Source organism: Verrucomicrobium sp. GAS474 (genome assembly GCF_900105685.1).
GTDB lineage: Bacteria > Verrucomicrobiota > Verrucomicrobiia > Methylacidiphilales > GAS474 > GAS474.
Genome location: NZ_LT629781.1, coordinates 2,678,606 through 2,701,125, shown reverse-complemented (window position 1 = coordinate 2,701,125; position 22,520 = coordinate 2,678,606). Strand labels below are relative to the sequence as shown.

Annotated in this window: 19 protein-coding genes and 2 tRNA genes; 10 read left to right on the top strand and 11 right to left on the bottom strand. The window is 66.7% G+C overall.

Features of this window, described 5'->3' with window-relative positions; genetic code table 11:
* Nucleotides 1-35: 35 nt before the first annotated feature.
* The 6 genes from BLU04_RS11295 to BLU04_RS11275 all read right to left on the bottom strand — a co-directional run bounded on the left by BLU04_RS11295 (nt 36) and on the right by BLU04_RS11275 (nt 7,749).
* A complete protein-coding gene (locus tag BLU04_RS11295) occupies nt 36-2,375 on the bottom strand; it encodes a glycoside hydrolase (protein ID WP_157895299.1) in 2,340 nt (779 codons plus the stop codon).
* 125 nt (nt 2,376-2,500) lie between these two features.
* A complete protein-coding gene (locus tag BLU04_RS17105) occupies nt 2,501-2,623 on the bottom strand; it encodes an oxalate:formate antiporter (protein WP_162274679.1) in 123 nt (40 codons plus the stop codon).
* Between the two features lie 17 nt (nt 2,624-2,640).
* Nucleotides 2,641-4,056: an OFA family MFS transporter gene (locus BLU04_RS11290; protein ID WP_162274678.1), complete on the bottom strand. Its 1,416-nt coding sequence runs from the start codon at nt 4,054-4,056 to the stop codon at nt 2,641-2,643.
* A gap of 102 nt (nt 4,057-4,158) precedes the next feature.
* Nucleotides 4,159-6,609 (bottom strand): FdhF/YdeP family oxidoreductase, encoded by a 2,451-nt coding sequence (locus BLU04_RS11285; protein WP_093285967.1) that lies wholly within the window; start codon nt 6,607-6,609, stop codon nt 4,159-4,161.
* A complete protein-coding gene (locus BLU04_RS11280) occupies nt 6,606-7,601 on the bottom strand; it encodes a formate dehydrogenase accessory sulfurtransferase FdhD (RefSeq protein ID WP_197672941.1) in 996 nt (331 codons plus the stop codon). The genes BLU04_RS11285 and BLU04_RS11280 overlap by 4 nt, the downstream gene beginning before the upstream one ends.
* 77 nt (nt 7,602-7,678) lie before the next feature.
* Nucleotides 7,679-7,749, bottom strand: a tRNA-Gln gene (locus BLU04_RS11275).
* Between the two features lie 164 nt (nt 7,750-7,913).
* On the opposite strand from BLU04_RS11275, the gene BLU04_RS11270 reads away from it, so the two are divergent.
* Nucleotides 7,914-7,986 (top strand) — tRNA-Glu (locus BLU04_RS11270).
* Between the two features lie 103 nt (nt 7,987-8,089).
* Here the strand turns inward: BLU04_RS11270 and BLU04_RS11265 are convergent.
* Both BLU04_RS11265 and BLU04_RS11260 read right to left on the bottom strand, forming a co-directional pair.
* Nucleotides 8,090-9,358, bottom strand: coding sequence for a Gfo/Idh/MocA family oxidoreductase (locus BLU04_RS11265; RefSeq protein ID WP_093285962.1), 1,269 nt, complete (start codon nt 9,356-9,358; stop codon nt 8,090-8,092).
* Nucleotides 9,355-9,639 carry a hypothetical protein gene (locus tag BLU04_RS11260; protein WP_093285959.1) on the bottom strand — a complete coding sequence of 95 codons (285 nt, stop codon included), beginning with the start codon at nt 9,637-9,639 and terminating at the stop codon, nt 9,355-9,357. The genes BLU04_RS11265 and BLU04_RS11260 overlap by 4 nt, the downstream gene beginning before the upstream one ends.
* A gap of 243 nt (nt 9,640-9,882) precedes the next feature.
* On the opposite strand from BLU04_RS11260, the gene BLU04_RS11255 reads away from it, so the two are divergent.
* From BLU04_RS11255 to BLU04_RS11230, 6 genes are all read left to right on the top strand, one after another.
* Nucleotides 9,883-10,104: a hypothetical protein gene (locus BLU04_RS11255; protein ID WP_157895298.1), complete on the top strand. Its 222-nt coding sequence runs from the start codon at nt 9,883-9,885 to the stop codon at nt 10,102-10,104.
* Between the two features lie 191 nt (nt 10,105-10,295).
* Complete coding sequence (locus BLU04_RS11250) at nt 10,296-10,595, top strand: YciI family protein (RefSeq protein ID WP_093285954.1); 300 nt, start codon at nt 10,296-10,298, stop codon at nt 10,593-10,595.
* Between the two features lie 4 nt (nt 10,596-10,599).
* Nucleotides 10,600-12,564, top strand: coding sequence for an ABC-F family ATP-binding cassette domain-containing protein (locus BLU04_RS11245; protein WP_093285951.1), 1,965 nt, complete (start codon nt 10,600-10,602; stop codon nt 12,562-12,564).
* Nucleotides 12,565-12,812: 248 nt separating this feature from the next.
* Complete coding sequence (gene lptB, locus BLU04_RS11240; protein ID WP_304440563.1) at nt 12,813-13,529, top strand: LPS export ABC transporter ATP-binding protein; 717 nt, start codon at nt 12,813-12,815, stop codon at nt 13,527-13,529.
* Nucleotides 13,530-13,543: 14 nt separating this feature from the next.
* A complete protein-coding gene (locus BLU04_RS11235) occupies nt 13,544-14,431 on the top strand; it encodes a 50S ribosomal protein L11 methyltransferase (RefSeq protein WP_093285947.1) in 888 nt (295 codons plus the stop codon).
* 10 nt (nt 14,432-14,441) lie between these two features.
* Nucleotides 14,442-16,433: an ATP-dependent helicase gene (locus BLU04_RS11230; RefSeq protein ID WP_093285944.1), complete on the top strand. Its 1,992-nt coding sequence runs from the start codon at nt 14,442-14,444 to the stop codon at nt 16,431-16,433.
* A 199-nt stretch (nt 16,434-16,632) separates the two neighbouring features.
* On the opposite strand, the gene BLU04_RS11225 is transcribed toward BLU04_RS11230, so the two are convergent.
* Nucleotides 16,633-17,181 carry a ribonuclease H-like domain-containing protein gene (locus tag BLU04_RS11225; protein WP_093285941.1) on the bottom strand — a complete coding sequence of 183 codons (549 nt, stop codon included), beginning with the start codon at nt 17,179-17,181 and terminating at the stop codon, nt 16,633-16,635.
* An 88-nt stretch (nt 17,182-17,269) separates the two neighbouring features.
* On the opposite strand from BLU04_RS11225, the gene BLU04_RS11220 reads away from it, so the two are divergent.
* From BLU04_RS11220 to BLU04_RS11210, 3 genes are read left to right on the top strand one after another with little or no spacing between them, the layout of a single operon-like run.
* Nucleotides 17,270-18,070, top strand: coding sequence for a DUF5069 domain-containing protein (locus BLU04_RS11220; protein WP_093285939.1), 801 nt, complete (start codon nt 17,270-17,272; stop codon nt 18,068-18,070).
* A 44-nt stretch (nt 18,071-18,114) separates the two neighbouring features.
* On the top strand, nt 18,115-18,762 hold the full coding sequence (locus BLU04_RS11215) for a nitroreductase family protein (protein ID WP_093285936.1): 648 nt from the start codon (nt 18,115-18,117) through the stop codon (nt 18,760-18,762).
* A gap of 10 nt (nt 18,763-18,772) precedes the next feature.
* A complete protein-coding gene (locus tag BLU04_RS11210) occupies nt 18,773-21,160 on the top strand; it encodes a ComEC/Rec2 family competence protein (RefSeq protein WP_093285933.1) in 2,388 nt (795 codons plus the stop codon).
* Between the two features lie 531 nt (nt 21,161-21,691).
* On the opposite strand, the gene smpB is transcribed toward BLU04_RS11210, so the two are convergent.
* Nucleotides 21,692-22,144, bottom strand: a complete 453-nt coding sequence (gene smpB / locus BLU04_RS11205; protein ID WP_093285931.1) for an SsrA-binding protein SmpB — start codon at nt 22,142-22,144, stop codon at nt 21,692-21,694.
* Between the two features lie 75 nt (nt 22,145-22,219).
* On the bottom strand, nt 22,220-22,474 hold the full coding sequence (locus tag BLU04_RS11200; RefSeq protein ID WP_093285928.1) for a DNA-directed RNA polymerase subunit omega: 255 nt from the start codon (nt 22,472-22,474) through the stop codon (nt 22,220-22,222).
* Between the last annotated feature and the right edge of the window lie 46 nt (nt 22,475-22,520).

The window sequence follows — 22,520 nt, the reverse complement described above, 5'->3', positions numbered from 1 at the left end:
AAACGAATCCCGCAAAGGTGCCGGAAAGGTTAGGGCTAATTCGCCTGATCGACCCGGAAGCCGAGGGGAGCCAGGAGGGTCCCACCCGGCGTCCGGTAGGGCTGGGAACCGAAGTTCACGGTGACGACGGTGCCGTTGGCGAAGGTTGTCTGCTGGACGTTGCGGTCGAGGGTGAGGAAGCGGTGGTTCGTCATCTCGCTGTAGCCGACGGCGCGGACCGCCGGGGCGACGTTCCGATAGCTCTGGGCAAAGCGTTCCTTGTTCTTGTCCCAGCCAGCGCGGTCGAACATGAACATGGGAGGGGTGCCGTAGAGGACGTTGAAGAGGTCGCGCTTGTCCCAGAGGGCCGGGAGCTTGTTGCTGTAATCGCCCCAATACCATTGGGCGACGACGCACTCGTGGTAGACCAGCTCCCAGAGCGGGAGGCGGTAGGCGTGGCCGACCTGGAACTTCGAGAGGTTCTCCGGCACCTCGTCCCAGACGCGCTGCATCTCCCGGCCCGCGTCGGGGACGCGATAGGGCCCGAGGCTGAGCATCCCCTCGAAGTAATCGACGAAGGGAACCGCGGCGTCGTGCCCCGTCTCGCTCCCGGTGACGAGGTGGCAATCGGCCGAGATGAACTTCAGGAGGGCCATCCGGGCCTCGCGGCATTGGGAGCGGGTCATCGGATGGAGGGGATTGTAGTCCTCGCGCCACGGGGAGGCGGTGGTGGTGTCGATGAAGCGGCAGCGGTAGGGATGGGTGGCGAGGTCGGCGAGGACCCGTTCCCGGGCATATTTCAGCGCCTGGCCATCGCTGAGGACGCCGCAGGGATAAAGCCCCCCGTCCTTCGTCTCGACGTCCCAGCCGTGGACCCAATCGCCGCCCGCGTTGCGGACCAGGTCGTCGGGCCATGCCGCCGTCGGCCAATCGGAATGGACGTAGCGGAGGCGGGGAAACTGGGCCGGGTCCATCACGTCCTGGTAGATATCGTAGCGGCTGGTGAGGACGCCGAGGTCGTTGAGGGCCTTGAGGGTTTCGGGCGACTGGGCGCTGCTCCAGAGGATGCGGTCGATGCCCGCCGCCTTCAGCTCCCGGACGAAGGGGACGGCGTTCTTGTCCCAGCACCAGACGTTGACTGCCCCGATCAGCCGGTCGACCTCGGGATTTTCCTTCCGCTTTTGCTCGAGGGTCCTGAACAGGCCGGTCTCCTTCGCGTAGGCCCGATAACGCTTCGCCATCGCCACATGGCCGCCCTGGTCGAAGAAGATGTAACGGAGACGGCGGGGGTAGCCGAACTGCCGCTTCTGCGGCTCCCATTGGGGGGCGATGTCGAGTTTTCCGTCATGGCGGTCGATCCGGATCGCGGCGTCGTCGGGCGTTTCGAGGATCGCCATCTGGCCGTGTTCCCCGTCGGTGACGCCCCAGAAGGCCATGCAGATCCCGTGGCCGCCGTAGGCGACGAGGTCCATCGGCTGGATGTCGGGGTCCTCGACCGGGTAGGAAATCCCCTCATTCATCGGGACGACGAGGTATTGCCCCGGCTTCGTGAGGAAGGGACCGGGATAATGGAGGGTGCCGGGCAACTCCCCCTGGGCGGCGAGGTCGAGGGTGAACTCGGGCCGGGCCGGGTCGAGACGGAGGGTCGCCTCGATCTTCATCCCCGTGGCGGCGTTGAGGAGGGTGAAGCGGAGCGCGAGATCGTCGGGAGCCTTTCCTGCCTCCGCGTTCAGCAGGACGACGTCGGGGGAGACCGGATTCTGGCGGAAGGTCTCCCCGGTCCGGCGGTCGACGACGGTGAAGGCTCCCGCCCCCGTATCGAGGGTCACGTCGAGGGCCGGGTTCGAGAGAGTGATCTTCGGGGGCATGTCCTTGTTTCTCAGTTCGCCGAGGCCGGGGAGCTTCACGAGGGAGAGATCATCGACCCACAGCCGTCCCACGCCGGAACCGATGAGCCGGAGCTGGACCTCGACGACGCCGGGCGGGACGAGGAAGCGGGAACGGAGCCGCCGCCACTCGCCCGCCTTGCCCTCGGCCCGATCGAACGGGAAGGCGCCGAGGTTCCATTGCTCGACCGTGCCGAAGTCGTTCCGGCTCGCCACGCAAAGCGTCAGGTGGCTGGCGTCGGAGTCGGCCTCGGAGCTTTTTGCCCAGGCCGAGATCTCGACCAGGTCGCCGGGCGCGACGGCGAGGCGGTCTTTCGCCTCGAGGCTCCAGTCCTTCGCTCCCCGATGCTCGATCCGGAGCGAGGTCGCCCCGCCGTGAAACTCCCGGCCGTCGAGGGCCACCGTCCCGGCGTCGGCTTCCCGGGTCCAGAGGGCGCTCCAACCCTGCAGCCCGGTCTCGAAGCCGGGATTGGAAAGGATCTCCCCGAAGCCCGGGACAGCCATTCCCATGGCTAGCGAGCAAAGAAGGAGGCCGCACAGGCGGCGGGATGCGGGGGAGGCCAGGGCCACCCCCACAACCAAGCAGCCCGGCGGCCCTTTTCAAGCCATTCCCGAGATTGCCTTCAATCTTCGGCTCAATGGAACAGCGCCAGCGATTTCTGGATCGTCTGGTAGACGCCCCACGCCAGCGGGATGCCGACGAAGAGCCAGGAGAGGGCGATGGCGGCGGCGGGGACGGAATGAGGGGTATCGTTCATGCTTTGCCTTTCTTGCTTTATTTTTTCGACCCCTCTTCGGAGAGGTAGTTTTTGGAATCGACCGGGCGGACCAGCCCGTTGCAGATCGCCCCGACGACCAGGAGACCGGCCATCAGGTACATCGTCGGAGCGTAACGCTCGACCCCCGTCGCCCCGGCGGCGATCTGGGATTCGCGGATCTTGTTCACGAGGAGCGGCCCGAGGACCCCGGCGACCGACCACGCCGTGAGGAGCCGCCCATGGATCGCCCCGACCTGGACCGATCCGAAGAGATCCTTAAGATAGGCCGGCACCGTCGCGAAGCCGCCGCCGTACATCGTCAGGATCAGGACGCAGAGGAGGACGAAGAACCCGACGCTTCCCGCCCGGCCCGCGACGGGGATCAGGCAGTAGAGCACCGGCCCGAGGAGGAGGTAGATGAAGTAGACCGGCTTCCGCCCGATGTAATCGGAGATCGACGACCAGAAGAACCGCCCGCCCATGTTGAAGAGGCTCAGCAGGCCGACGAACCCGGCGGCGACGGCGGCGAGCGGGGCCTTGGCGGCGGCGATCGACGCGGTGTCGGCCGGATCGATCCCCGCCGTCGCCCTCGGGACCAGGAGCATCTCCTGGATCATCGGGGAGGCCTGTTCCAGGATGCCGATGCCCGCCGTGACGTTGAAGCAGAGGACGACCCAGAGGCACCAGAACTGGGGAGTCCTCCACGCCCGGTCGACCGAGACGTTGTGCTTCGTGATCAGCCCCTTCGACTCGGCAGGCGGCACATATCCGGCGGGCGCCCAGCCCGGGGCCGGGACGCGGACCGTGAAGACGCCGAAGAGCATGAAGAGGAAATAGACGATCCCCATCACGACCATCGCGGGGGCGACGCCGTGGGTGGGCGAGGCGGAGAAGTGCTTCATCAACAGGACCGCAAGCGGACCGCCGATCATCGCCCCGCCGCCGAAGCCCATGATCGCCATCCCCGTCGCCATGCCGGGCCGGTCGGGGAACCACTTCACCAGCGTCGAGACCGGCGAGATGTAGCCGAGGCCGAGGCCGATCCCGCCGAGGACGCCGTAGCCGAGATAGATCAGGCTCAGCGAATGGATCCGCACCCCGACCGAGGCGACGAGGAAGCCGCCGCCGAAGCAGCACGCGGCGGCGAACATCGCCTTGCGCGGGCCGTTCTTCTCCATCCACTTCCCGAAGACCGCCGCCGAGAGGCCGAGGAAGACGATGGCGATGGAGAAGACCCAGGCGATCTGGGTCTGCGTCCAGTCGCCCGCGCCCGGCTTCCCGCCGGTGCCGAGGAGGGAGGCCAGCGGGAGCTTGAAGACGCTGAATCCGTAGACCTCCCCGATGCAGAGGTGGATGGCGAGGGCGGCGGGCGGCACCAACCATCGGTTGTAGCCGGGACCGGCGACGGAATGGGATCGATCGAGGAATGACATAGTGGATTTTCCTTTCTGATGTTGCTCTGCCCCGTCGCCACCCGATCCCCCCCGCCCCGCACGAACGTGCGGGACACCTCCCGATGCGGAATGCTTCTTCGGCTATCTGCCTCCGACTTCGCCCGCCACGGAGGCGACGAAGGCGGAGGAGGCCGCTTCCGCATCGGAAGAAGGCCGGATGGTGACGGGAACAAATTTGGACGTGGGCGTGTTGCTCGTCTTCACGACGCTCTCGATCGGGACGAGGACGTTCGCCTCCGGGAAGTAGGCGGCGGCGGAACGGCGCGGGATCGAGTAGGGGGCGACCATCCAGTGCGTCGCCGTCCGCTCGACCCCCTTGAAGTGGCTGGTGAGGTCGACCATCTGGCCCGCCTGGAGGCCCATCTCCCGGACGTCGTCGGGGTTGAGGAAGACGACGCGCCGCCCGGCGTAGATCCCCCGGTAACGGTCGTCGAGGCCGTAGATCGTCGTGTTGAACTGGTCGTGGCTCCGCATCGTCATGAGGGCGAACTGGCCTTCGGGAAGGCTGTTGTCCGGGAGGCCGTGGGTGCAAAAGACCGCCTTCCCCGAGGGGGTCTCGAACTTCCCTCCCCGCGCCGCGTTCGGCAGGTAGAAGGGCCCGGCGGCGATCTGCGCGTTGTAGGGCTCGAAGCCGGGGACCGCCCGCTCGATCGCCGAGCGGATCGTCCCGTAATCGGCCTGGAACGCGTCCCAGTCGATCCGGTTTTCCCGTCCACGGAGCGAGCCCTTCAGCGTCGCCTTGGCGAGGCCGCAGACGATCGCCACCTCGCTCTTGAGATTCGCCGAGGCCGGGGCGAGCGTCCCGCGCGAGGAACTGATCACCCCCATCGAATCCTCGACGGTCACGAACTGCGGCTTCCCCTCGGGATCGTCCGAACCGGGCGAGGGTTGGAGATCGACCTCGGTCCGCCCGAGGCACGGCAGGATCAGGGCGACCTCGCCGGTGACGAGGTGGGCGCGGTTCAGCTTCGTCGAGACATGGGCCGTGAGGCGGCAGTTGCGGAGGGCCCGGGCCGTGAACTCGGTGTCGGGCGTCGCCGAGAGGAAGTTGCCGCCGAGGCCGAAGAAGACCTTGAGCCGCCCGTCGTGCATCGCCTTGATCGTCTCGACGGCGTCGAAGCCGTGATGCCGGGGCGCGTGAAAACCGGCCGGGCCGAATTCCTTGTCGAGCCGCGCCAGGAACGATTCGGGCATCTGCTCCCAGATGCCGACGGTGCGGTCCCCCTGGACGTTGCTGTGGCCGCGCACGGGACAGACGCCGGCGCCGGGCCGTCCGATGTGGCCGCCCATGAGGAGGACGTTGACCATTTCCTGGATCGCCGCGACCCCCTCGGGCTGCTGGGTGATCCCCATCGCCCAGCAGATGATCATCCGTTTCGCGTTGAGGGCGATCCGGCCCGCCTCCTCGATCTGGAGGCGGGTCAACCCGCTGACGCGGCAGATCTCGTCCCACGGCGTCGCCTCGACCGCCTTCCGGTAAGCCTCGAAACCGTCGGTCTTCTGCGCGATGAAATCGGCGGCGAGGACCGAGCCCGGTTTTCGGCCCTCCTCGTCGAGGAGGAACTTCGCGATGCCCCGGAAGACGGCGAGGTCGCCGCTGAGCCGGACGGGAAGCCAGAGGTCGGAGATCTGCGCCCCCTTCCCGAGGAGCGTCGTCGCCGCCAGGATCGGATGGCCCATGTCCTTGAAATGCTGGGGATTCTTGAAGCGGAAATTGCCGACCTCGGGAAGCGGGTTGACCGAGACGATCTTCGTCCCCTTTTCATGGGCCGTCGCCAGCGAGGTCAGCATCCGGGGATGGTTCGTCCCGGGATTCTGGCCGACGAGGAAGATGGCGTCGGTGTGGTTGAAGTCGTCGAGCGTCACCGTCCCCTTCCCGACCCCGATCGATTCCCGGAGGCCGAAGCCGCTCGACTCGTGGCACATGTTCGAGCAGTCGGGGAGGTTGTTCGTCCCGTAGCTGCGGACGAAGAGCTGGTAGAGGAACGCCGCCTCGTTGCTCGCCCGGCCCGAGGTGTAGAACGTCGCCTCGTCGGGCGAGGCGAGGGAGCGGAGCTCCTCCCCGATCAGGCCGAAGGCGTCGTCCCAGGAGACCGGCGCGTAATGGGTCGCCCCCTTGCGGAGGACCATCGGCTCCGTCAACCGTCCCTGCGCGTTGAGCCAATGGTCGGTCTGCGCTGCCAGGTCGGCGACCGAGTGGGTCGCGAAAAATTCCGCCGTGATCCGCTTCTTCGTCCCCTCGTCGGCGACGGCCTTCGCCCCGTTCTCGCAGAACTCGGCGAAGGAGCGTTCCCCGTCGGGCGTCGGCCAGGCGCAGCTTTGGCAATCGAAGCCGTCCTTCTGGTTCAGCTTCAGGAGCTGCCCGATCCCCCGGATCGGCCCCATCTCCCCGACCGCGAAACGCATCGTCTGCCAGACGCCGGGGATCCCCGCCGCGACCTCGCAGCGGTCGTCCTGGCGCACCTTCTCGGCGTCGTCGGCGGTCAGGGCCGAGGGATGGGAGCGGGAAAGATCGGAAGGTTTCGAGGTCATGGCACGGAAAGGGTAGCGGGTTCGGTGAAACGGGAAAGACCCCCGGCCTCGGGAACGACGGCGATCCGTTCCCCTCCGGAGTAAATATTGAAGCCCTCGGCGCGGGTGAAGCCGACGAGGGTGAGGCCGAAGTGGCGGGCCGTCTCCGCCGCGAGGCTGGAGGGAGCACCGACCGAGACGAGCATCGGAATCCGGGCCGCGACCGCCTTCTGCACCAGCTCGAAGCTCGCCCGCCCGCTGACGACGAGGATCGCCCGGCCCGCGGGCCAGCCGCCCGGGGTCAGGAGGCGGTTGCCGACAACCTTGTCGACCGCGTTGTGCCGCCCCACGTCCTCCCGGACCACGAGAAGCGGGAGTTCCCCGATCGAGTCGAAGAGCCCCGCCGCATGGAGCCCCCCCGTCCGCTCGAAGACCGCCTGGGCCGCCCGGAGCCTCCGGGGCAGGTCGGCGACGAGGGCCGCCGGTATCGGCGCCGAAAAGGGAGCCAGGAGGGGAACGCACACCGTTCCCTCACCAGAGGAAACTCCGGCATCGGGGGAATCGACCTCGACGAGGCTTTCGTCGACGCCCCGCAGCGAGGCCTTGCCGCAGACGCCGCAGGCCGAGGTCGCATAGGAGAGACGCCCCGCGCGATCGAGGCGGTCAATAAGAGCTGGAGCAGGAGCAGGTGCGCCCTCCGCCACGGAGAGGCGAAGGCGGATCTGGCGTCCGGGATGGGGCGTCCGCCCGTCGATTTCGGCGATCTCCCCCGGAGAGCGGAGAATCCCCTCCCCGGCCAGGAATCCGGCGGCCAGCTCGGCATCGTCCCCCGGCGTCCGCATGGTGATCGTGATCGTCCGCCAGACCCCGCCCGCCTCGACCTGGATTTCGAGGGGTTCCTCGACGGCGAGGACGTCGTTCCGGGAAAGGGAAACCGGCGCGGAGGAGCCATCCTGGATCGCCGGGAGCTTGATCTTCTCCACTCGCCACGAGAGATAGCCATTCTCAGTCACGCACCCCAAGCATACACCCGTATCGGCCGGTTGCCAACGGAGAGAGTTCCTTAGGTAGAAGACCGGAGGGAGGGAAGTTGCCTGACATGGATTCGAACCATGACTAAGAGATCCAAAATCTCCTGTGCTACCTTTACACCATCAGGCAATGGGAAGGGGACATTAGTAATGTTGTCCCGTCCTTGGCAAGGCGGCTCTGAGCGGGAAGCCGATTTCTTTTCCATCGGCCGGAACATCAAAGTGGCGGCCTCCAAAGTTAGAACTTGCGCGAAAAGGGCCCTTTGGTCATATTCCACCCTCCCCGATTCGGATGGCCCCATCATCTAATTGGTTAGGATACCGCCCTCTCAAGGCGGGTGCACGGGTTCGAATCCCGTTGGGGCTACCCGGCTTTTCCCTCTCCCCGTTACGGGGCTCTCCCTTTCCTGCTTCGGACCGTGTCGTCCTACGAGGGTCCCGCTATTCGATCCCCTTCCGCGAGGAACCCCTCAAATCGGGGCGGGCCCCCGCGTCGCGGGAGGGAAGGCCAGGGCGGCGGTCCGTCCCATGCGGGCCGACTGGTAGAGCGCCTCCATGATGCGGTGATCCTGGAGACCTTCCTCGCCGGGCGTATAGGGCTTCACGTCGCGGACGATGCAGCTCGCGAAGTGATCGAGCTCGAGGGCGAAGGGATTCTGGAATTCGAGGGTCGGCTCGGTCGTGATTTCCTTCGTCCCGTCCTTCCCGTGGACGATCAGCCGGGGGCCCCGGTAGGCGAAGGCGTTCTCAAGCTCGGCCCAGCCCTGCGTCCCGTAGACGCGGAGCGATTGGGACCGGTGGAGGCTGTAGCTCGACGAGCAGTTGACCAAGGCCCCGCCGGGGAAGCGGAGGGTGAAGGCCATCGTGTCCTCGACCTCGCTGAAGCGGGGATCGTTCGGCGGGTTCCAGACGCGGGCCGAGACCTCGAACGGTTCCTCGCCCAGGACGGCCCGGGCCGAGTTGACGCAATAGAGCCCCAGATCGGGCAGGGAGCCGCCGCCGGAGAGCGCCTTCTTCAGCCGCCACTGGAGCGGATTGCCGATCGACTGGACGTTGCAGGCCTCGATCAGGCCGACCTGCCCGAGGAGGTTCTGGCGGACGAGGTCGATCAGGGCGCGATTGAAAACCTCGTATTGGCAGCGGTAGGCGACCATGAGCTTCCGGCTCGCCTGGGCGCAGGCGTCGATCATCTGCTGGGCCTCGATGGCGCTCGTCGCCATCGGCTTCTCGCAAAGGACGTGCTTTCCCGCCTTCGCCGCGAGGAAGGTGTATTGGGCGTGGAGGGAGTTCGGAACCGCAAGATAGACTGCGTCGATGTCGGGGTTCTGGGCGATCCGCTCCCACTCGTCGTATCCATAGACGCTATCCTGTTTCACTCCGTATTGACCGGCGACGGCCGAGGCCTTCTCGGGCGAGCCGCTGACCAGACCGGCGATCCGCGCCCGCTTCGAGAGGGAGAAAGCGGGAAGGAGCTGGTCGTGGGCCAGGCCACCGAGGCCGACGATCGCGAAGCCGATCCGCTTCTCGGCCGGCCACGCCGCCGGGGACGGGACGTCGGCCACATCGGCCGACGCCTTCGCCGCCACGGGAACCGGCGGCGGACCGACCGGAGTGAGGGGAACCGGGCCGATGTCGCTCGGGCCCGGGGGCGTCGCCGCCCCCAGCCTGCCCGAGAAGGCCAGCCCGGCCAAGCCTACCGCGCCCGTGAACAGGAACTGACGGCGCGGGATCGGAGTCATGATTCGTCGGACGGCTTGGAGGAACCGCGCGCGATCATGCCGACCAGGAACCCGGCCCCGGCGGCGGCGGCGGCGGTGACCAGCGGCTTTTCCTTGGCGAAGGTGACCGCCTTGTTAAGGACCTTCTTCCCGACCCGCTTCGCTGCGGCGCCCGCGATGACCTTCGTGAGGACCTTTTTGGCGGGACCGCTGGAGAGGACCGAGGTGGCGCGGCTCGCACGGGGCGCGGGCTTGGCGGCAGAGGAGGAGGACGTACGTTTTGTCGGAGTTGCCTTTTTCATACACACGAGGTGCATGGGGCATGCCAAAGGTTTTCACGGGGGTTAAGTGCCTCCCATTCAGCATCCACGCCCGAAACCTCTTTAAGAGCGGCATTGCATTATGCCTGCCGAAACCGAGTAATGCATGGCATTCAAGGAACGGCTGCGATCTCTTTTCTCCCCCCCGGAACGCTATCCGCTTGAATGGGAAAGGCCCACGTCGGGAGGCCTTCCCCCGGGCATGCGAGTTGCACCTCCGAAATCATGAAGATGAAACTCTTGGGCCTCGCCCTCCTCACCGTTTCCGTCTCCCTCGGCGGGTGCAACCGGAACAACGACAGCAGCGTCACGCCGCCCCCTCCTCCCTCCCCCGCCGTGAACTCTGAGACCAACCCGCCCCCGGTCCCCACGCCGCCCCGCCCCTCCGACGCCTCGACCCCCGCCGCCCCTGACACCAGCGCCTCCTCCGGCACGGCGAACCCCTAAAGCCCCCACCTCGGCGTCATTCCGCCCGGACGGCCTTGATTCGCCTCACGCGATCAGGGCCGTCCGGGCTTCTTTTTGCCGCCGGAAAGAGAGAGCCGCTTGCGGCTTGCCACACCTGGAGGGGTTAACCTAAGGTAACCCTTCACTGTGTTCCGTTTCCCGACGGCGCACTCAAATTTGACCCCGTCCCCATGAAGCATTTCCTTGTCGAACTCAGCTACTCCGCCACCCCAGAAACCATCGCCGCCCACCGGCCCGCCCATCGCGCCTACCTCCAGACCGGCTTCGACAAGGGAATCCTCCTCTATTCCGGCCCCCAGGTCGCCGCCGCCGGGGGCATCCTCCTCGCCCGCGCCGAGACCCTGGAGGAGCTCCAGGCCTTCTGCGCCGGGGACCCCTTCGCCGTCGAGGGCATCTCGACCCAGCGTTTCGTCGAATTCAACCCCGTCCTCCGCCAGGATTTCATGACCGGCTGGATCGAAGGAAAGTAGTCCCATGCTCACCCTTTCCGGCGTCTCGAAGTCCTACGGCTCCCGCACCCTCTTCGAGGACGTCTCCCTCCAGATCAACGTCGGCGAGCGGATCGCCATCGTCGGCCCGAACGGCGCGGGCAAGTCGACCCTCTTCTCCCTGATCCTCGGCCTGAACGAGCCCGACGACGGGACGATCGTCCGCGAGAAGGGGACCACCCTCGGCTTCCTCCCGCAGGAGACCGCCCCCGTCGGCGAGGAGACGATCCTCCAGCTCGCCACCGCGATCACCCCCGAGATCGGCCGCCTCCAGAAGGTGATCCTCGAATGGGAGACCGAAGGCAAGGGAAGCGAGGACGCCTACCACGACGCCCTCGGCCTCTTCTCCGAACTCGGCGGCCACGCCCTCGAGCCGAAGGCGAAGCGGATCCTCTCCGGCCTCGCCTTCCGCGATGCCGACTTCGACAAGCCCGCCCGGACGATGAGCGGAGGCTGGGTCATGCGCGCCCACCTGGCCCGCCTCCTCGTCATGGAGCCCGACCTCCTGATGCTCGACGAACCGACCAACCACCTCGACCTCGAGTCGGTCGGCTGGTTCCGCAACTACCTCATGGGCTATCCCGGGGCGATCCTGATGATCTCCCACGACCGAGACTTCCTCAACCAGCTCACCGAGGCCGTCGTCGCCGTCGCCCACGGGCGGCTGAAGCGGTACCGCGGCAACTATGACGACTACGTCGTCCAGAAGGCCGCCGACGAGGAACGCCAGCTCGCGGCCTACAAGAACCAGCAGAAGGAAATCGAGCGCCTCCAGGACTTCGCCGACCGCTTCCGCGCCAAGGCCAGCAAGGCCTCCCAGGCCCAGTCGAAGCTGAAGCAGATCGAGCGGATGGAGAAAATCGAGGCCCCCCTCGGCACCGAGAAGACCATCGGCTTCCGCTTCCCCCAGCCGAAGCCGAGCGGCCAGCGCGTCATCACCCTGAAGAACGTCGACCACGCCTACGGCGACCACGTCGTCTACAAGGACCTCAACTTCGAGGTCGAGAAGGAGGAGCGGATCGTCCTCGTCGGGCCGAACGGCGCGGGCAAGTCGACGATGCTGAAGCTCCTCTCCGGCGCCCTCCCCGTCCAGGCGGGCCTCCGCGAGCTGGGCCACAACACGAAGGTCGGCTACTTCTCCCAGAACCGCGTCGAGATGCTGAACTCGAAGCGGACCGTGATGGAGGAGATCCTCACCTGCGAGAAGCCGGTCTCCGAGCAGGTCGCCCGGACCGTCCTCGGCTCCTTCCTCTTCCGGGGGGACGACGCCTTCAAGCGGATCAGCGTCCTCAGCGGCGGCGAGAAGAGCCGCCTCGCCCTGGTGAAGCTCCTCCTCGACCCGCCGAACCTCCTCCTCATGGACGAGCCGACGACCCACCTCGACATGGGGAGCATCGACGCGATGATCGAGGCGCTGAAGCAGTTCTCCGGCACCCTCATCTTCATCAGCCACGACGTCTACTTCATCCGCGCCCTCGCCAAGAGCGTCGTCCACATCCACGGCGGCAAGCCGGTCCGCTACGCGGGCGACTACCAATACTACCTCGACAAGAGCGGCGCCGTCTCCGAGAAGGCCGCCCTCGTCGCCGGCGGCATCGGCGAGAACGCCCGTCCCGAGGCCCCCGCCGAGGCGAAGAAGCAGGACGGCCCCTCCGTCTTCAAGACCAAGGAACAGAAGCGCGCCGAGGCCGAGGCCCGGCAGGCCCGCTCCAAGGTCAAGAAGGAGGTCGAAGCCCGCCTCGTCGCCGTGGAGAAGGAGATCGCCTACCTCGAAGCCCAGCAGGCCGAGCTCACCGCCCTCATGGCCGACACCGCCAACTACGACGCCAACGGCGGCGGGGCCGAGATCAGCCGGAAGCTCTCCGAGACCGGCGCGACGCTCAACCAGAAGATCAGCGAGTGGGACAAGGTCACCGCCGAGATGGCCGAACTGACCGGCCACGCGGCGTAACCGGGCCGGGCTTGCCTTTTTCCGGCCCCGCCCCAACTTAGAAGCCCATGTCCTCGGAACCCGAACAGACCCCTCCCGTTCCCAAAACACCGCCTCCCGGCGCCGTCGCGCCCCAGGCGGAACCCGAGGCCCAGGTTCCGGCCGAGACTCCGCTCGAAACGCCCGCCCCGGCGATTGAAGCGGTGAATGAGCCGACGCCCGTCGCGGCTGCCAGAACCGGTGTCGAGACCGTCCACGACGCCGAGGAACTGATCCGGGGCGAATCGCTCGTGAAGGCCTACGACGGGCGGACCGTCGTCAACGGCGTCACGATCTCGGTGAGGAAGGGCGAAGTCGTCGGCCTCCTCGGCAAGAACGGCGCGGGGAAGACCACCACCTTCTACATGATCGTCGGCATCGTCCCGCCGACCGAGGGGCGCGTCTTCCTCAACGGCGAGGACGTCACGAAGATGCCGATGTACCGCCGCGCCCGCCGGGGCCTCGGCTACCTCCCGCAGGAGGAATCGATCTTCCGCAAGATGACCGTCGAGGAGAACCTCATGGCGATCCTCGAATTCCTCCCCCTCGACGAGAGCGAGCGCGAGGAACGGTGCCAGGAACTCCTCCTCGACTTCGGCCTCGAAGGGCTCCGCAACAACCTCGCCCTCACCCTCTCCGGCGGCGAGAAACGCCGCCTCGCCATCGCCCGGGCCCTCGTCACCGAGCCCTCGATCCTCCTCCTCGACGAACCCTTCAGCGGCGTCGATCCCCTCGCCGTCTTCGACCTCCAGCAGATCATCCTCTCCCTCCGCGAGCGCGGCATCGGCATCCTGATCACCGACCACAACGTCCGGGAAACCCTCTCCGTCGTCGACCGCGCCTACCTCATCTACGAGGGCAAGGTCGAGAGCCACGGCACCAGCGACTTCCTCATCAACGACCCCGTGACGCGCGACCTCTACCTCGGGCCGCGCTTCAGCATGTAAGGGAGGCGCCAGGCATGAGCAGCACCCCCCCTCCCCCCCTGCCGTCGGCCCACTGGGTCTGGACCCGGCCCGTCTCGCCGAAATGGATCGACGCCTGGCTCGAGCGCCTCGCCTTCGTCGGGGCCGACCGCCTCACCGTCGTCGAGAAGCCCGGCGGCCGCCTCGCCCGCCTCGAGGCGTGGCCGAAGACCGAGGCCGAGGGGAAGAAACTCGTCCGCCACTTCGGCGGCCGCCTGCGGAAGCTTCCCGTCGCCGCCTGGCTCGCCAAGGCGACCGAGACGAAGCCGATGAAATTCGGCAAGAACCTCGTCATCCTCCCCGAGGAAACCGACGCGAAGCCGCCCAAGGCACCCCAAGACCCGTCGGGCCCCGCCCTCCTCCGCATCCCCGCCGGGCTCGCCTTCGGCACCGGCCAGCACGCCACCACGGGGATGATCCTCCGGGAACTCGCCGCCCGCCCCCGCGACTCGTGGCAGGGCCTCCGCGTCCTCGACGCCGGGACCGGCAGCGGCATCCTCGCCCTCGCCATGCGCGTCCTCGGCGCCGTCCAGGTCGACGCCTTCGATTACGATCCCCAGGCGATCAAGACCGCCAAGGCCAACGAGCGCCGCAACTTCGCCAAGGCCGCCATCGCCTGGGCCGAGGTCGACGTCCAGCGGTGGAAACCCCCCGTCCGCTACGACGTCATCTGCGCCAACCTCTTCAGCGACCTCCTCATCACCCAGGCCCCCGTCTTCGCCCGGGCCCTGAAGCCGCAGGGGCTCCTCCTCCTGAGCGGCATCCTCAAGGACCAGGTCGCCGACGTGGAGAAGGCCTTCGCCAAGGCCGGGTTCCGCCTCGATCAAAAGAAGGCGAAGGGGAAGTGGAACATGCTCCGCTGGACCCGGGCGAAGGCGAAATAAGGGGAACCCCATGGCGCACGAATACACGCTCCACACCCCGCCCTCCCACCGCCCCGCCTCCCACCAGATCGACTACGCGAAGGAGCTGAACGCGGAGCAGTACGCCGCCGTCACCGCCACCCCCGGCCCCCTCCTCATCATCGCGGGCGCGGGCTCCGGCAAGACCCGGACCCTCACCTACCGCGTCGCCTACCTCATCGAGAACGGCGTCGAGCCGGAGAACATCCTCCTCGCCACCTTCACGAACAAGGCAGCGAAGGAAATGCTCCACCGCGTCGGCGACCTCCTCCCGCACGACATCAGCCGGATGTGGGGCGGCACCTTCCACCACATCGCGAACCGCCTCCTCCGCCGCCACGCGAACCTCCTCGGCTTCGGCCTCGACTTCACGATCATGGATCGGGACGACTCGAAGGAACTCCTCAACGCCTGCTACGGCGACGCCGGGATCGACCCGAAGGACAAGGAATTCCCCAAGGGCGACGTCGTCCTCGAGGCCTTCGGGATGGCCGCCAACACCCGGAAAAGCCTCGCCGCCTCGCTGGAGGCCCACCAGCCCTGGCTCGTCGAGCGTTACGACGCCCTCGCCTCCCTCCAGCGCCTCTTCAAGGAGCGAAAGGAAGCGGCGAACGTCATGGACTACGACGACCTCCTCGTCCTCTGCCTCCACCTCTTCCAGCTCCGCCCCGAGCTGCGGGAACGCTACCAGCAGCACTTCCACCACCTCCTCGTCGACGAGTATCAGGACACGAACAAGCTCCAGGCCGACCTCATCGACCTCCTCGCCGACGGGCACAAGCAGGTCATGGCCGTCGGCGACGACGCCCAGAGTATCTACGCCTGGCGCGGGGCCAACTTCCAGAACATCTTCTCCTTCCCCGAGCGTTATCCCGGGACCCGGACCATCTGCATCGAGACCAACTACCGGAGCACCCCGGCGATCCTCAACCTCGCCAACGCCGCCATCGCCGGGAACGTCAACCAGTTCAAGAAAAACCTCCGTTCCTCCCGCCCCGAGGAAGGAGTGAAGCCCGCCCTCGTCTGCCTCGGCGACGCCAACCAGCAGTCCCAGTTCATCTGCCAGCGGATCGTCGAGCTCCACGAGGAGGGGATCGAGCTGCGGGAGATCGCCGTCCTCTACCGCGCCCACTTCCACGCGATGGAACTCCAGATGGAGCTCACCCGCCGGAACATCCCCTTCCAGATCACCAGCGGCATCCGCTTCTTCGAGCAGGCCCACGTGAAGGACGTCTGCGCCTACATCAAGCTGGCGCTCAACCCGAAGGACGAGATCTCCTTCAAGCGGATCGCCCGGATGCTCCCCGGCCTCGGCGACAAGACCGCCGAGAAGCTCTGGTACAAGTTCGCCTCCGGCACCCCCCTCGCCGCCATCGCCCCTCCCGCCAAGGCCGTCGAAGCCTGGAAGCAATGGGCCGCCACCCACGAGCAGCTCCTCGCCCCCGAGCTGGAGAATCGGACCTCCGACATGATCAAGCTCGTCATCGAGGCGGTCTACGAGGACTACATGAAGGTCCAGTTCCCGAACTTCGAGGCCCGCCTCGAGGACCTCAGCCAGCTCCGCGCCTTCTCCGAGCAGTTCGAGAGCACGAGCGAATTCCTCGCCCAGCTCACCCTCCTCACCAACGTCGACGACGAGGCGAGCAAGAACCGCCGCCGGGACGACTTCAACGGCGACGCCATCCGACTCAGCACCGTCCACCAGGCCAAGGGCCTCGAATGGAAGGCCGTCTTCGTCATGATGCTCTGCGACGGCCTCTTCCCCTCCTCCCGCGCCTGCGAGAGCCCCGAGGGCGAGGAAGAAGAACGCCGCCTCTTCTACGTCGCCGTCACGCGGGCGAAGGATGAATTGTATCTCAGCTACCCCGTCGTCCGCGCCAGCGCCGGATACCGGGACGCCTGGCAGAGCCCCTCGCGCTTCCTCCTCGAACTCCCCCGCGAGCTGGTCAACGAGTGGAAGATCACCCGGCAGTCGGGGTTTTAGCCGCTTCGGCTCCGCCAGCACTGGGACGCGTAGTTCCTCCCAATCGGACAAGGGATCTAGCGGACGCGCTCTACCGAAAGACTTGGATGGCCGGGAGGCAAGCCCCTTTTGCGTCTTAAAACACGTGTGGGTTACATCCAGCTGTACAGGGTCATCTACCCGGTCCCGAAGGAGCATCCACCGCCCGCTTCGCAACCCCCTACTCGATCTTCCACCCGCCGACCGCAATCGCCTCGCGCCGCTTCGTCCGGTCGTTCATGTAATAGACTTGGCCGCGGCTTGCGCCGAATTCGTGGACCAGCTTCGTCGCCTTCACGTCGTAGCAGCAGTATTCGGCGATCTCCATCATCCGGCCTTCCTTCCACCACTTCAGGGCGTCGGTGCCGTGGCCGGTCTTGCCGACCCCGAGGGTCTCCGAGGCGATGGCGTCGAGGCCGAGGCGGCGGCCGAGCGATTTCTCCACGTCGACCATGAGGTCGAGGGCGGCGACGGTACCGAGGTCGAAGAGGGTGTAGGCCTCCAGTACCTGGAAGTCGAAATTGAGGATGTTGAACCCGACGACGCAGTCGGCCCGGCGGAGTTCCTTGATCAGCTCCTCGGCCTCCTCCTCGGGATAGATGCGGTAGGCCTCGGCGGCGGTGCTGTAGGTCACGCCGACCGACATCTTCATCTCGCGCTTGTTCTGCCAGCCTCCGACTTCGGCGGCGCTTCTCTGGGTTTCGAGGTCGAAGTAAACGATGTTTTTCATCGGGAAAGAACCTGTCTACCCCTTCTCCCTCTCCCCGTCTAGCCCGTTGACCTTTCCGGGCCTGGAAGGCATAATTTCCCGTTCACCCATGTCCACGAACCACAGCCCCCGTTTTCTCCAGCTTGTCGAAACCGCCCTTGCCCGCGTCCCCGAGATCGGGGTCGAGGAAGCCGCCTTTCTCTCCAAAAAAGGCGACGCCCACCTCGTCGACGTCCGCGAGGAGAGCGAATGGAACGCCCTCCACGCCTCCGGCGCGATCCACCTGAGCAAGGGGACGATCGAGCGCGACATCGAGAAGCGCCTCCCCGACACCGACACCGCCATCCTCCTCTACTGCGGCGGCGGCTACCGTTCCGCCCTCGCCGGGGAAAGCCTGATGCGGATGGGGTACAAGAACGTCCGCTCCGTTGCGGGCGGCTGGCGGGCCTGGACGGAGGCCAATCTTCCCACCACGCGCCAGCCCGAGGTCCTGCCCCGCAGCCCCTACGAGAAGCTCGGAGGCATCGTCCACCTCCCCCGCCTCATCGACAAGGCCCGCTACTATCCCGCCGGGAAGCTCCCCGGCTACAACTACCTCACCACCGGCTTCGACAAGTTCCTCCTCGACTTCCTCTGCCTCGAAGGGAAAGCCTTCGAGAAGATCGCCCAGGACGCCGGGAGCGACGAGGAAGTCCTCAGCCGCCTCCGCCAGCACGTCGGCCCCGCGTGGCCCGGCAGCCACGCCGTCGCCGAGTTCAACGAGCGCCTCTCCCGCCGCAAGCCCGACACGGCCGACAAGCAGGCGAAGTTCGACCAGACCCGCGCCAGCCTCCCCGCCACGCGCCGCCGCGTCGAAACCCACTTCGACCTGATCGACCTCGAGGAAGGCCGCTTCAAGGAACAGCTCTAAAGGAACAGCCTTAAAACGAACCTCCAAACCCAACCCTCCCCGCCATGAGCCTTCCCCTCCCGCTACCGCTCTCCGACGCCATCCACCAGCGCCGTTCCGTGAAGAGCTTCAAGCCCGACGCGATCCCCGCCGAGATCCTCGAGCAGGTCATTACCCTCACCCTCGCCGCGCCGAGCAGCTTCAACCTCCAGCCCTGGCGCATCGTCGTCGTCGACGATCCGGCCCAGAAGGAAGCCCTCGCCGAGGTCTGCTGGAAGCAGAAGCAGATCACCCAGGCCCCCGCCGTCTTCGTCTTCGCCGTCGATCTCAAGGGCTGGGAGAAGACCCTTCCCGCCACCTTCGACGAGGCCCGCCGCCTCGGCGCGTGGCCCGAGAAGGTCATCGAGTTCTTCGGCGGCGCGATCCCCGGCTTCCAGCACGGCCTGGAGGCCAACGGCCTCATCCGGGAATACACCATCAAGGACGCCCTCATCGCCGCCACCCACACCGCCCTCGCGGCGGAGAGCCTCGGCCTCGGCTCCTGCTTCATGAACGGCTGGACCGAGGATGGCGTGAAGAAAGTGATCGGCGCGGAGGGCAACCCCGACATCGCCATCGCCCTCGTCCTCCCCGTCGGCTATCCCGCCGAGGTCCCGAAGTTCAGCGGCCGCCTCCCCGCCTCCCAGACGGTCTTCAAAAACCGGTTGAGCTAAGAGCACGGCTATGGGGGACGGCGCCCATACCCAGGATCACGATCCCCACGCCTCCGTCCCCCGCTCCCCGCTCTTCCTCCCCGCCCTCGCCTTCGCCGTCGGCTCCGTCGTCGGCGGGGCCTTTCCCCTCTCCCTCCCCGCGCTCGGCCTCATCCTCGGCTGCGGGTCGGCGGGATGGCTCCTCCTGGGAACGGGCCGCATCGGCTGGCCCGCCTCGTGGCTCCGGCGGTTCTCCACCGCCCTCTTCCTCCTCCTCTGCCTCGCCGGGGCAATGTTCCACGCCCGCCTCCCCCTCGCTTGTCCTCCCCCGGACGATCTTCGCGTCCTCCCGAAAGGGAAGTTCCTCAACCCCCAATGGGAGGGCCGGATCGCCGCCGCGCCCGACTTCACCCCCTCCCCGCGCAAATCGGATGCCGCCCTCTCCTTGGGCCGCTCCCACTTCCCCTTCGCCGTCACCCGCTGGCGGGAGTCGCCCTACGCCGCGTGGCGACCGGCCTCCGGCCTCGTCGACGTCACCCTGGAGGGGACGCCGAACCGCTGGAACTCCGGCGAGACCGTCCGCCTCTCCGGCCCCCTCGAACCACCCGCCCCGCCCTCCGGCCCCGGCGTGTTCGACAGCCGCTCCTACCTCGCCGCACAGGAGATCCACTTCCGCCTGCGACTCCCCGATTCGAGCGCCCTCTTTGTCCGCGAATCAAAGGGGCTCGAAAGCGCCGCGTTGGGAGAGAAAACGCGGGCCTGGAGCGTCGCCCAATTGCAAAAGGGGATCGAGGACGACCCCGCCGTCGGCGCGATCCTCTCCGGCATGATGCTCGGCCAGAAGGAGACCGTCTCCCCCTGGGTCCTCTCGGAATTCCGCACCACCGGCACCTACCACCTCTTCGCCGTCAGCGGCGGGAACCTCGTCCTCCTCGCCGGGCTCCTCATCGGCGTCCTCCGCTTCGGGGGCCTCATCTCGTGGCGTTGGGGCTGGATGGCGATACCCCTCCTCTACCTCTACGTCGTCACCACCGGGAACCAGGCCAGCATCATCCGCGCCTTCCTCGCCGCCGTCGCCCTCTTCGTCGCGTGGCGGATCGGGCGGCCCGTCTCGCCGCTCAACTTCTGGTCCCTCACCCTCCTCGGCCTCCTCGCCCTCCGCCCTGCCGCCGCCCTCGACCTCGGGTTCCAGCTCTCCTTCGCCATCGTCCTCGCCCTCATCCTCTTCGCCGCCCCGCTCGACCGCCTCCTGCGGCGGCCCTTCGCCCTCGATCCCTTCATCCCCCTCCGCTACGCCACCCCCTGGCAGCAGGGGCGCGAACACGTCAACCGAACCGTCTGCGCCCTCCTCGCCGCCTCCCTCGTCGCCTGGCTCGGCGTCGCCGGACTCGAGCTCTTCGACTTCCACCAACTCTGCCTCGTCTCCGTCCCCGCCAATTTCATCGCCGTCCCCCTCGGCGGCCTCATCTTCACCGTCGGCTTCCTCACCCTCCTCCTCGCCCCGATCTCCTCGTGGCTCGGCATCCTGCTGAACAACGCCAATTGGCTCTTCGTCAAAGCCCTCCTCGCCTGGGTCAGCTTCATGGCCCACCTCCCCCACGCCTCCCACTACGTCGCCCCGTTGGGATCGGAACCTCAAACCCGGATCATCCTCACCCGCTCCGGCTACGGCACCGCCGCCCTGATCCAAAGCGGCGGCAAGACCTACCTCCTCAACCCCGGGAACGAAAAAGGGTACTTCTCCGGCCTCGATCCCGTCCGGAAATATTACGGCATCAACCGCCTCGACGGCCTCTTCCTCACCCAATGGACGGCCCCGCAGGGCGCGGTCCTCCCCCGCCTTCCTGAGCTCTTCGCCAACGCCCCGGCCGTCTACGCGCCGCCGCTTCCCCCCACACGGCGGAAAGCCCCCGAATGGATCGCTGTGCTCCGGGATTACCGGCCCTCTTCCCTCCTGACGTACGGAGACACTCTCGACCTCGGCGGCGGACTGAAAGTCACCGCCTTGTCTCCCATGGAAGATTCTCCGGGACGAACCGCCTCCGATCTCGGCCTCGTCCTCCTCTTCGATCACGACGGCAGTCGTCTCCTCTACGCCGGAGGCATCGGCATCGGGATGGAGCGCGACCTGCTGGCCAAAGCGGGCGAGCATCAGGACTCATTCAAAGCGTCCGTCCTCGTCCAGAGCCGGAAAGAAAAAGACTTCACCCTCGACCCCGAATGGCTCGCGGCGATCGCGCCAAACGACGTGATCCTCATTTCGGCGACGGGAAGAGAAGCCACCGCCCTCGAAGTCGCCCCGCCGCTTCGCTCATGGAACCGGACCGATGCCAACACCGGCAGCGGGACCGTGATCGTTACGCTTCCGGGAAGAGGACGCCCCGCCGAAGTGCGGGAGTGGAAAGCCCCGGAACGCTAGGGAATGAAGGCAAGGGTTCGCGAAGGGGCGGTGGGTGCTCCTTCGGGACCGGGCAGATGACCCTGTACAGCTGGAGGCGATCCGCACGGGTTTTGAGACGCAAGAGGGGCTTCGCCCCTCCTGGACCTCCCCGTCAGATAGGCCTGAACTGTTCGGAGCGGCACCGCATTAGGCTATCCGCTGCGGGTAGAAAGGGTCCGCTAGATCCCTTATCCGCTTGAGAGGAACTACGCTTCCAAAGGCTAGGAGAACCGGGGGACCACCTCCATGGAAGAGGTGTCTTCAGGAGGTGAAGCCGAGGAGATGGGACTGCTCCTTGGATGCTCCTTCCCAGGCCTCGGCCCTCATCGAGGTTAGATCCAGCGGAGTAGAGTGGGCTTATGGAAGATAGGCCTCTTGGGTTACGCCCCATCTACACCACGGCCCATCAGACAGGAGGGTCCGGAGGGGCGTGCCCCTCCGTTCGTTCAAACGCGCGGATCGCCTCCACCTGTACAGGGAGATGTACCCCGTCCCGAAGGGCTGCCGCCCCTACTTCCGATACTGCTTCATCGCGCGGTCGACCTCGCGCTTCGATTCGGCCTTCTTGATGTCCTGCCGCTTGTCGCGCGCGTCCTTGCCCGTGCCGACGCCGAGCAGGAGCTTCAGCTTGCCGTTCTTCCAGTAGAGCTTCAGCGGAACGAGGGAATGGCCCTTGATCGTCGTCGCCTCGTTCAGCTTCCGCAGTTCGGTCTTGTGGAGCAGGAGCTTCCGCACCGCCTTCGCCTCGTGATTCGTCACGGAGGCCTTCGCGTAGGGCTGGATGTCGAACTGGTAAAGGAACGCCTCCCCCTTCTCGATCCGGGCAAAGGCCGCGTCGAGATTGCCGTGGCCGAGGCGGATCGACTTCACCTCGGTCCCATGGAGCACCATCCCCGCCTCGTACGTGTCGAGGACGCGGTAATGGTGGTGGGCCTTGCGGTTTGTGATGACGTCGTCACCCATGGGGATAAGGAATAGCGGGAAGACTAAAAAAGGGCGACCCTTTAGGAGTCGCCCTTTTTAAAAAGCAAAATCGGATTAGGCGGCGGCGGCAGCGGCGGCGGCCTCGTCCGATTCGGCCTGGGCGACCTTCGGGTCGATCAGCTCGAAAGTCAGCTTGTGGTCGGCGATCTCGCGGAGGGCGACTTCCATCAACGTCCAGCGGGGATGGACCTCGACGAGCGGGCGGGCACCCTGCCCGAGCTGGCGGACGCGCCGGGAAATGACGTTAACGAGGACCTCGGGGGTTCCAACGATGTTAAGGGCTTCCTGGACAAAGGCGGCGTTGCTCATAAATTTTGGGGAAGAGTCAGATTGCCGCCCATCCCCTTCTGATGCA

Bases quoted from the DNA above. Each gene is read 5' to 3' on its own strand.
- BLU04_RS11220 (WP_093285939.1), top strand. From the start codon at position 17,270: ATGTCCACGAACCACAGCCCCCGTTTTCTCCAGCTTGTCGAAACCGCC.
- BLU04_RS11225 (WP_093285941.1), bottom strand. From the start codon at position 17,181: ATGAAAAACATCGTTTACTTCGACCTCGAAACCCAGAGAAGCGCCGCC.
- BLU04_RS11230 (WP_093285944.1), top strand. From the start codon at position 14,442: ATGGCGCACGAATACACGCTCCACACCCCGCCCTCCCACCGCCCCGCC.
- BLU04_RS17105 (WP_162274679.1), bottom strand. From the start codon at position 2,623: ATGAACGATACCCCTCATTCCGTCCCCGCCGCCGCCATCGCCCTCTCC.
- BLU04_RS11295 (WP_157895299.1), bottom strand. From the start codon at position 2,375: ATGGGAATGGCTGTCCCGGGCTTCGGGGAGATCCTTTCCAATCCCGGC.
- BLU04_RS11215 (WP_093285936.1), top strand. From the start codon at position 18,115: ATGAGCCTTCCCCTCCCGCTACCGCTCTCCGACGCCATCCACCAGCGC.
- BLU04_RS11260 (WP_093285959.1), bottom strand. From the start codon at position 9,639: ATGAAAAAGGCAACTCCGACAAAACGTACGTCCTCCTCCTCTGCCGCC.
- BLU04_RS11235 (WP_093285947.1), top strand. From the start codon at position 13,544: ATGAGCAGCACCCCCCCTCCCCCCCTGCCGTCGGCCCACTGGGTCTGG.
- BLU04_RS11255 (WP_157895298.1), top strand. From the start codon at position 9,883: ATGAAGATGAAACTCTTGGGCCTCGCCCTCCTCACCGTTTCCGTCTCC.
- BLU04_RS11210 (WP_093285933.1), top strand. From the start codon at position 18,773: ATGGGGGACGGCGCCCATACCCAGGATCACGATCCCCACGCCTCCGTC.
- BLU04_RS11245 (WP_093285951.1), top strand. From the start codon at position 10,600: ATGCTCACCCTTTCCGGCGTCTCGAAGTCCTACGGCTCCCGCACCCTC.
- BLU04_RS11290 (WP_162274678.1), bottom strand. From the start codon at position 4,056: ATGTCATTCCTCGATCGATCCCATTCCGTCGCCGGTCCCGGCTACAAC.
- BLU04_RS11200 (WP_093285928.1), bottom strand. From the start codon at position 22,474: ATGAGCAACGCCGCCTTTGTCCAGGAAGCCCTTAACATCGTTGGAACC.
- BLU04_RS11285 (WP_093285967.1), bottom strand. From the start codon at position 6,609: ATGACCTCGAAACCTTCCGATCTTTCCCGCTCCCATCCCTCGGCCCTG.
- BLU04_RS11250 (WP_093285954.1), top strand. From the start codon at position 10,296: ATGAAGCATTTCCTTGTCGAACTCAGCTACTCCGCCACCCCAGAAACC.
- BLU04_RS11265 (WP_093285962.1), bottom strand. From the start codon at position 9,358: ATGACTCCGATCCCGCGCCGTCAGTTCCTGTTCACGGGCGCGGTAGGC.
- smpB (WP_093285931.1), bottom strand. From the start codon at position 22,144: ATGGGTGACGACGTCATCACAAACCGCAAGGCCCACCACCATTACCGC.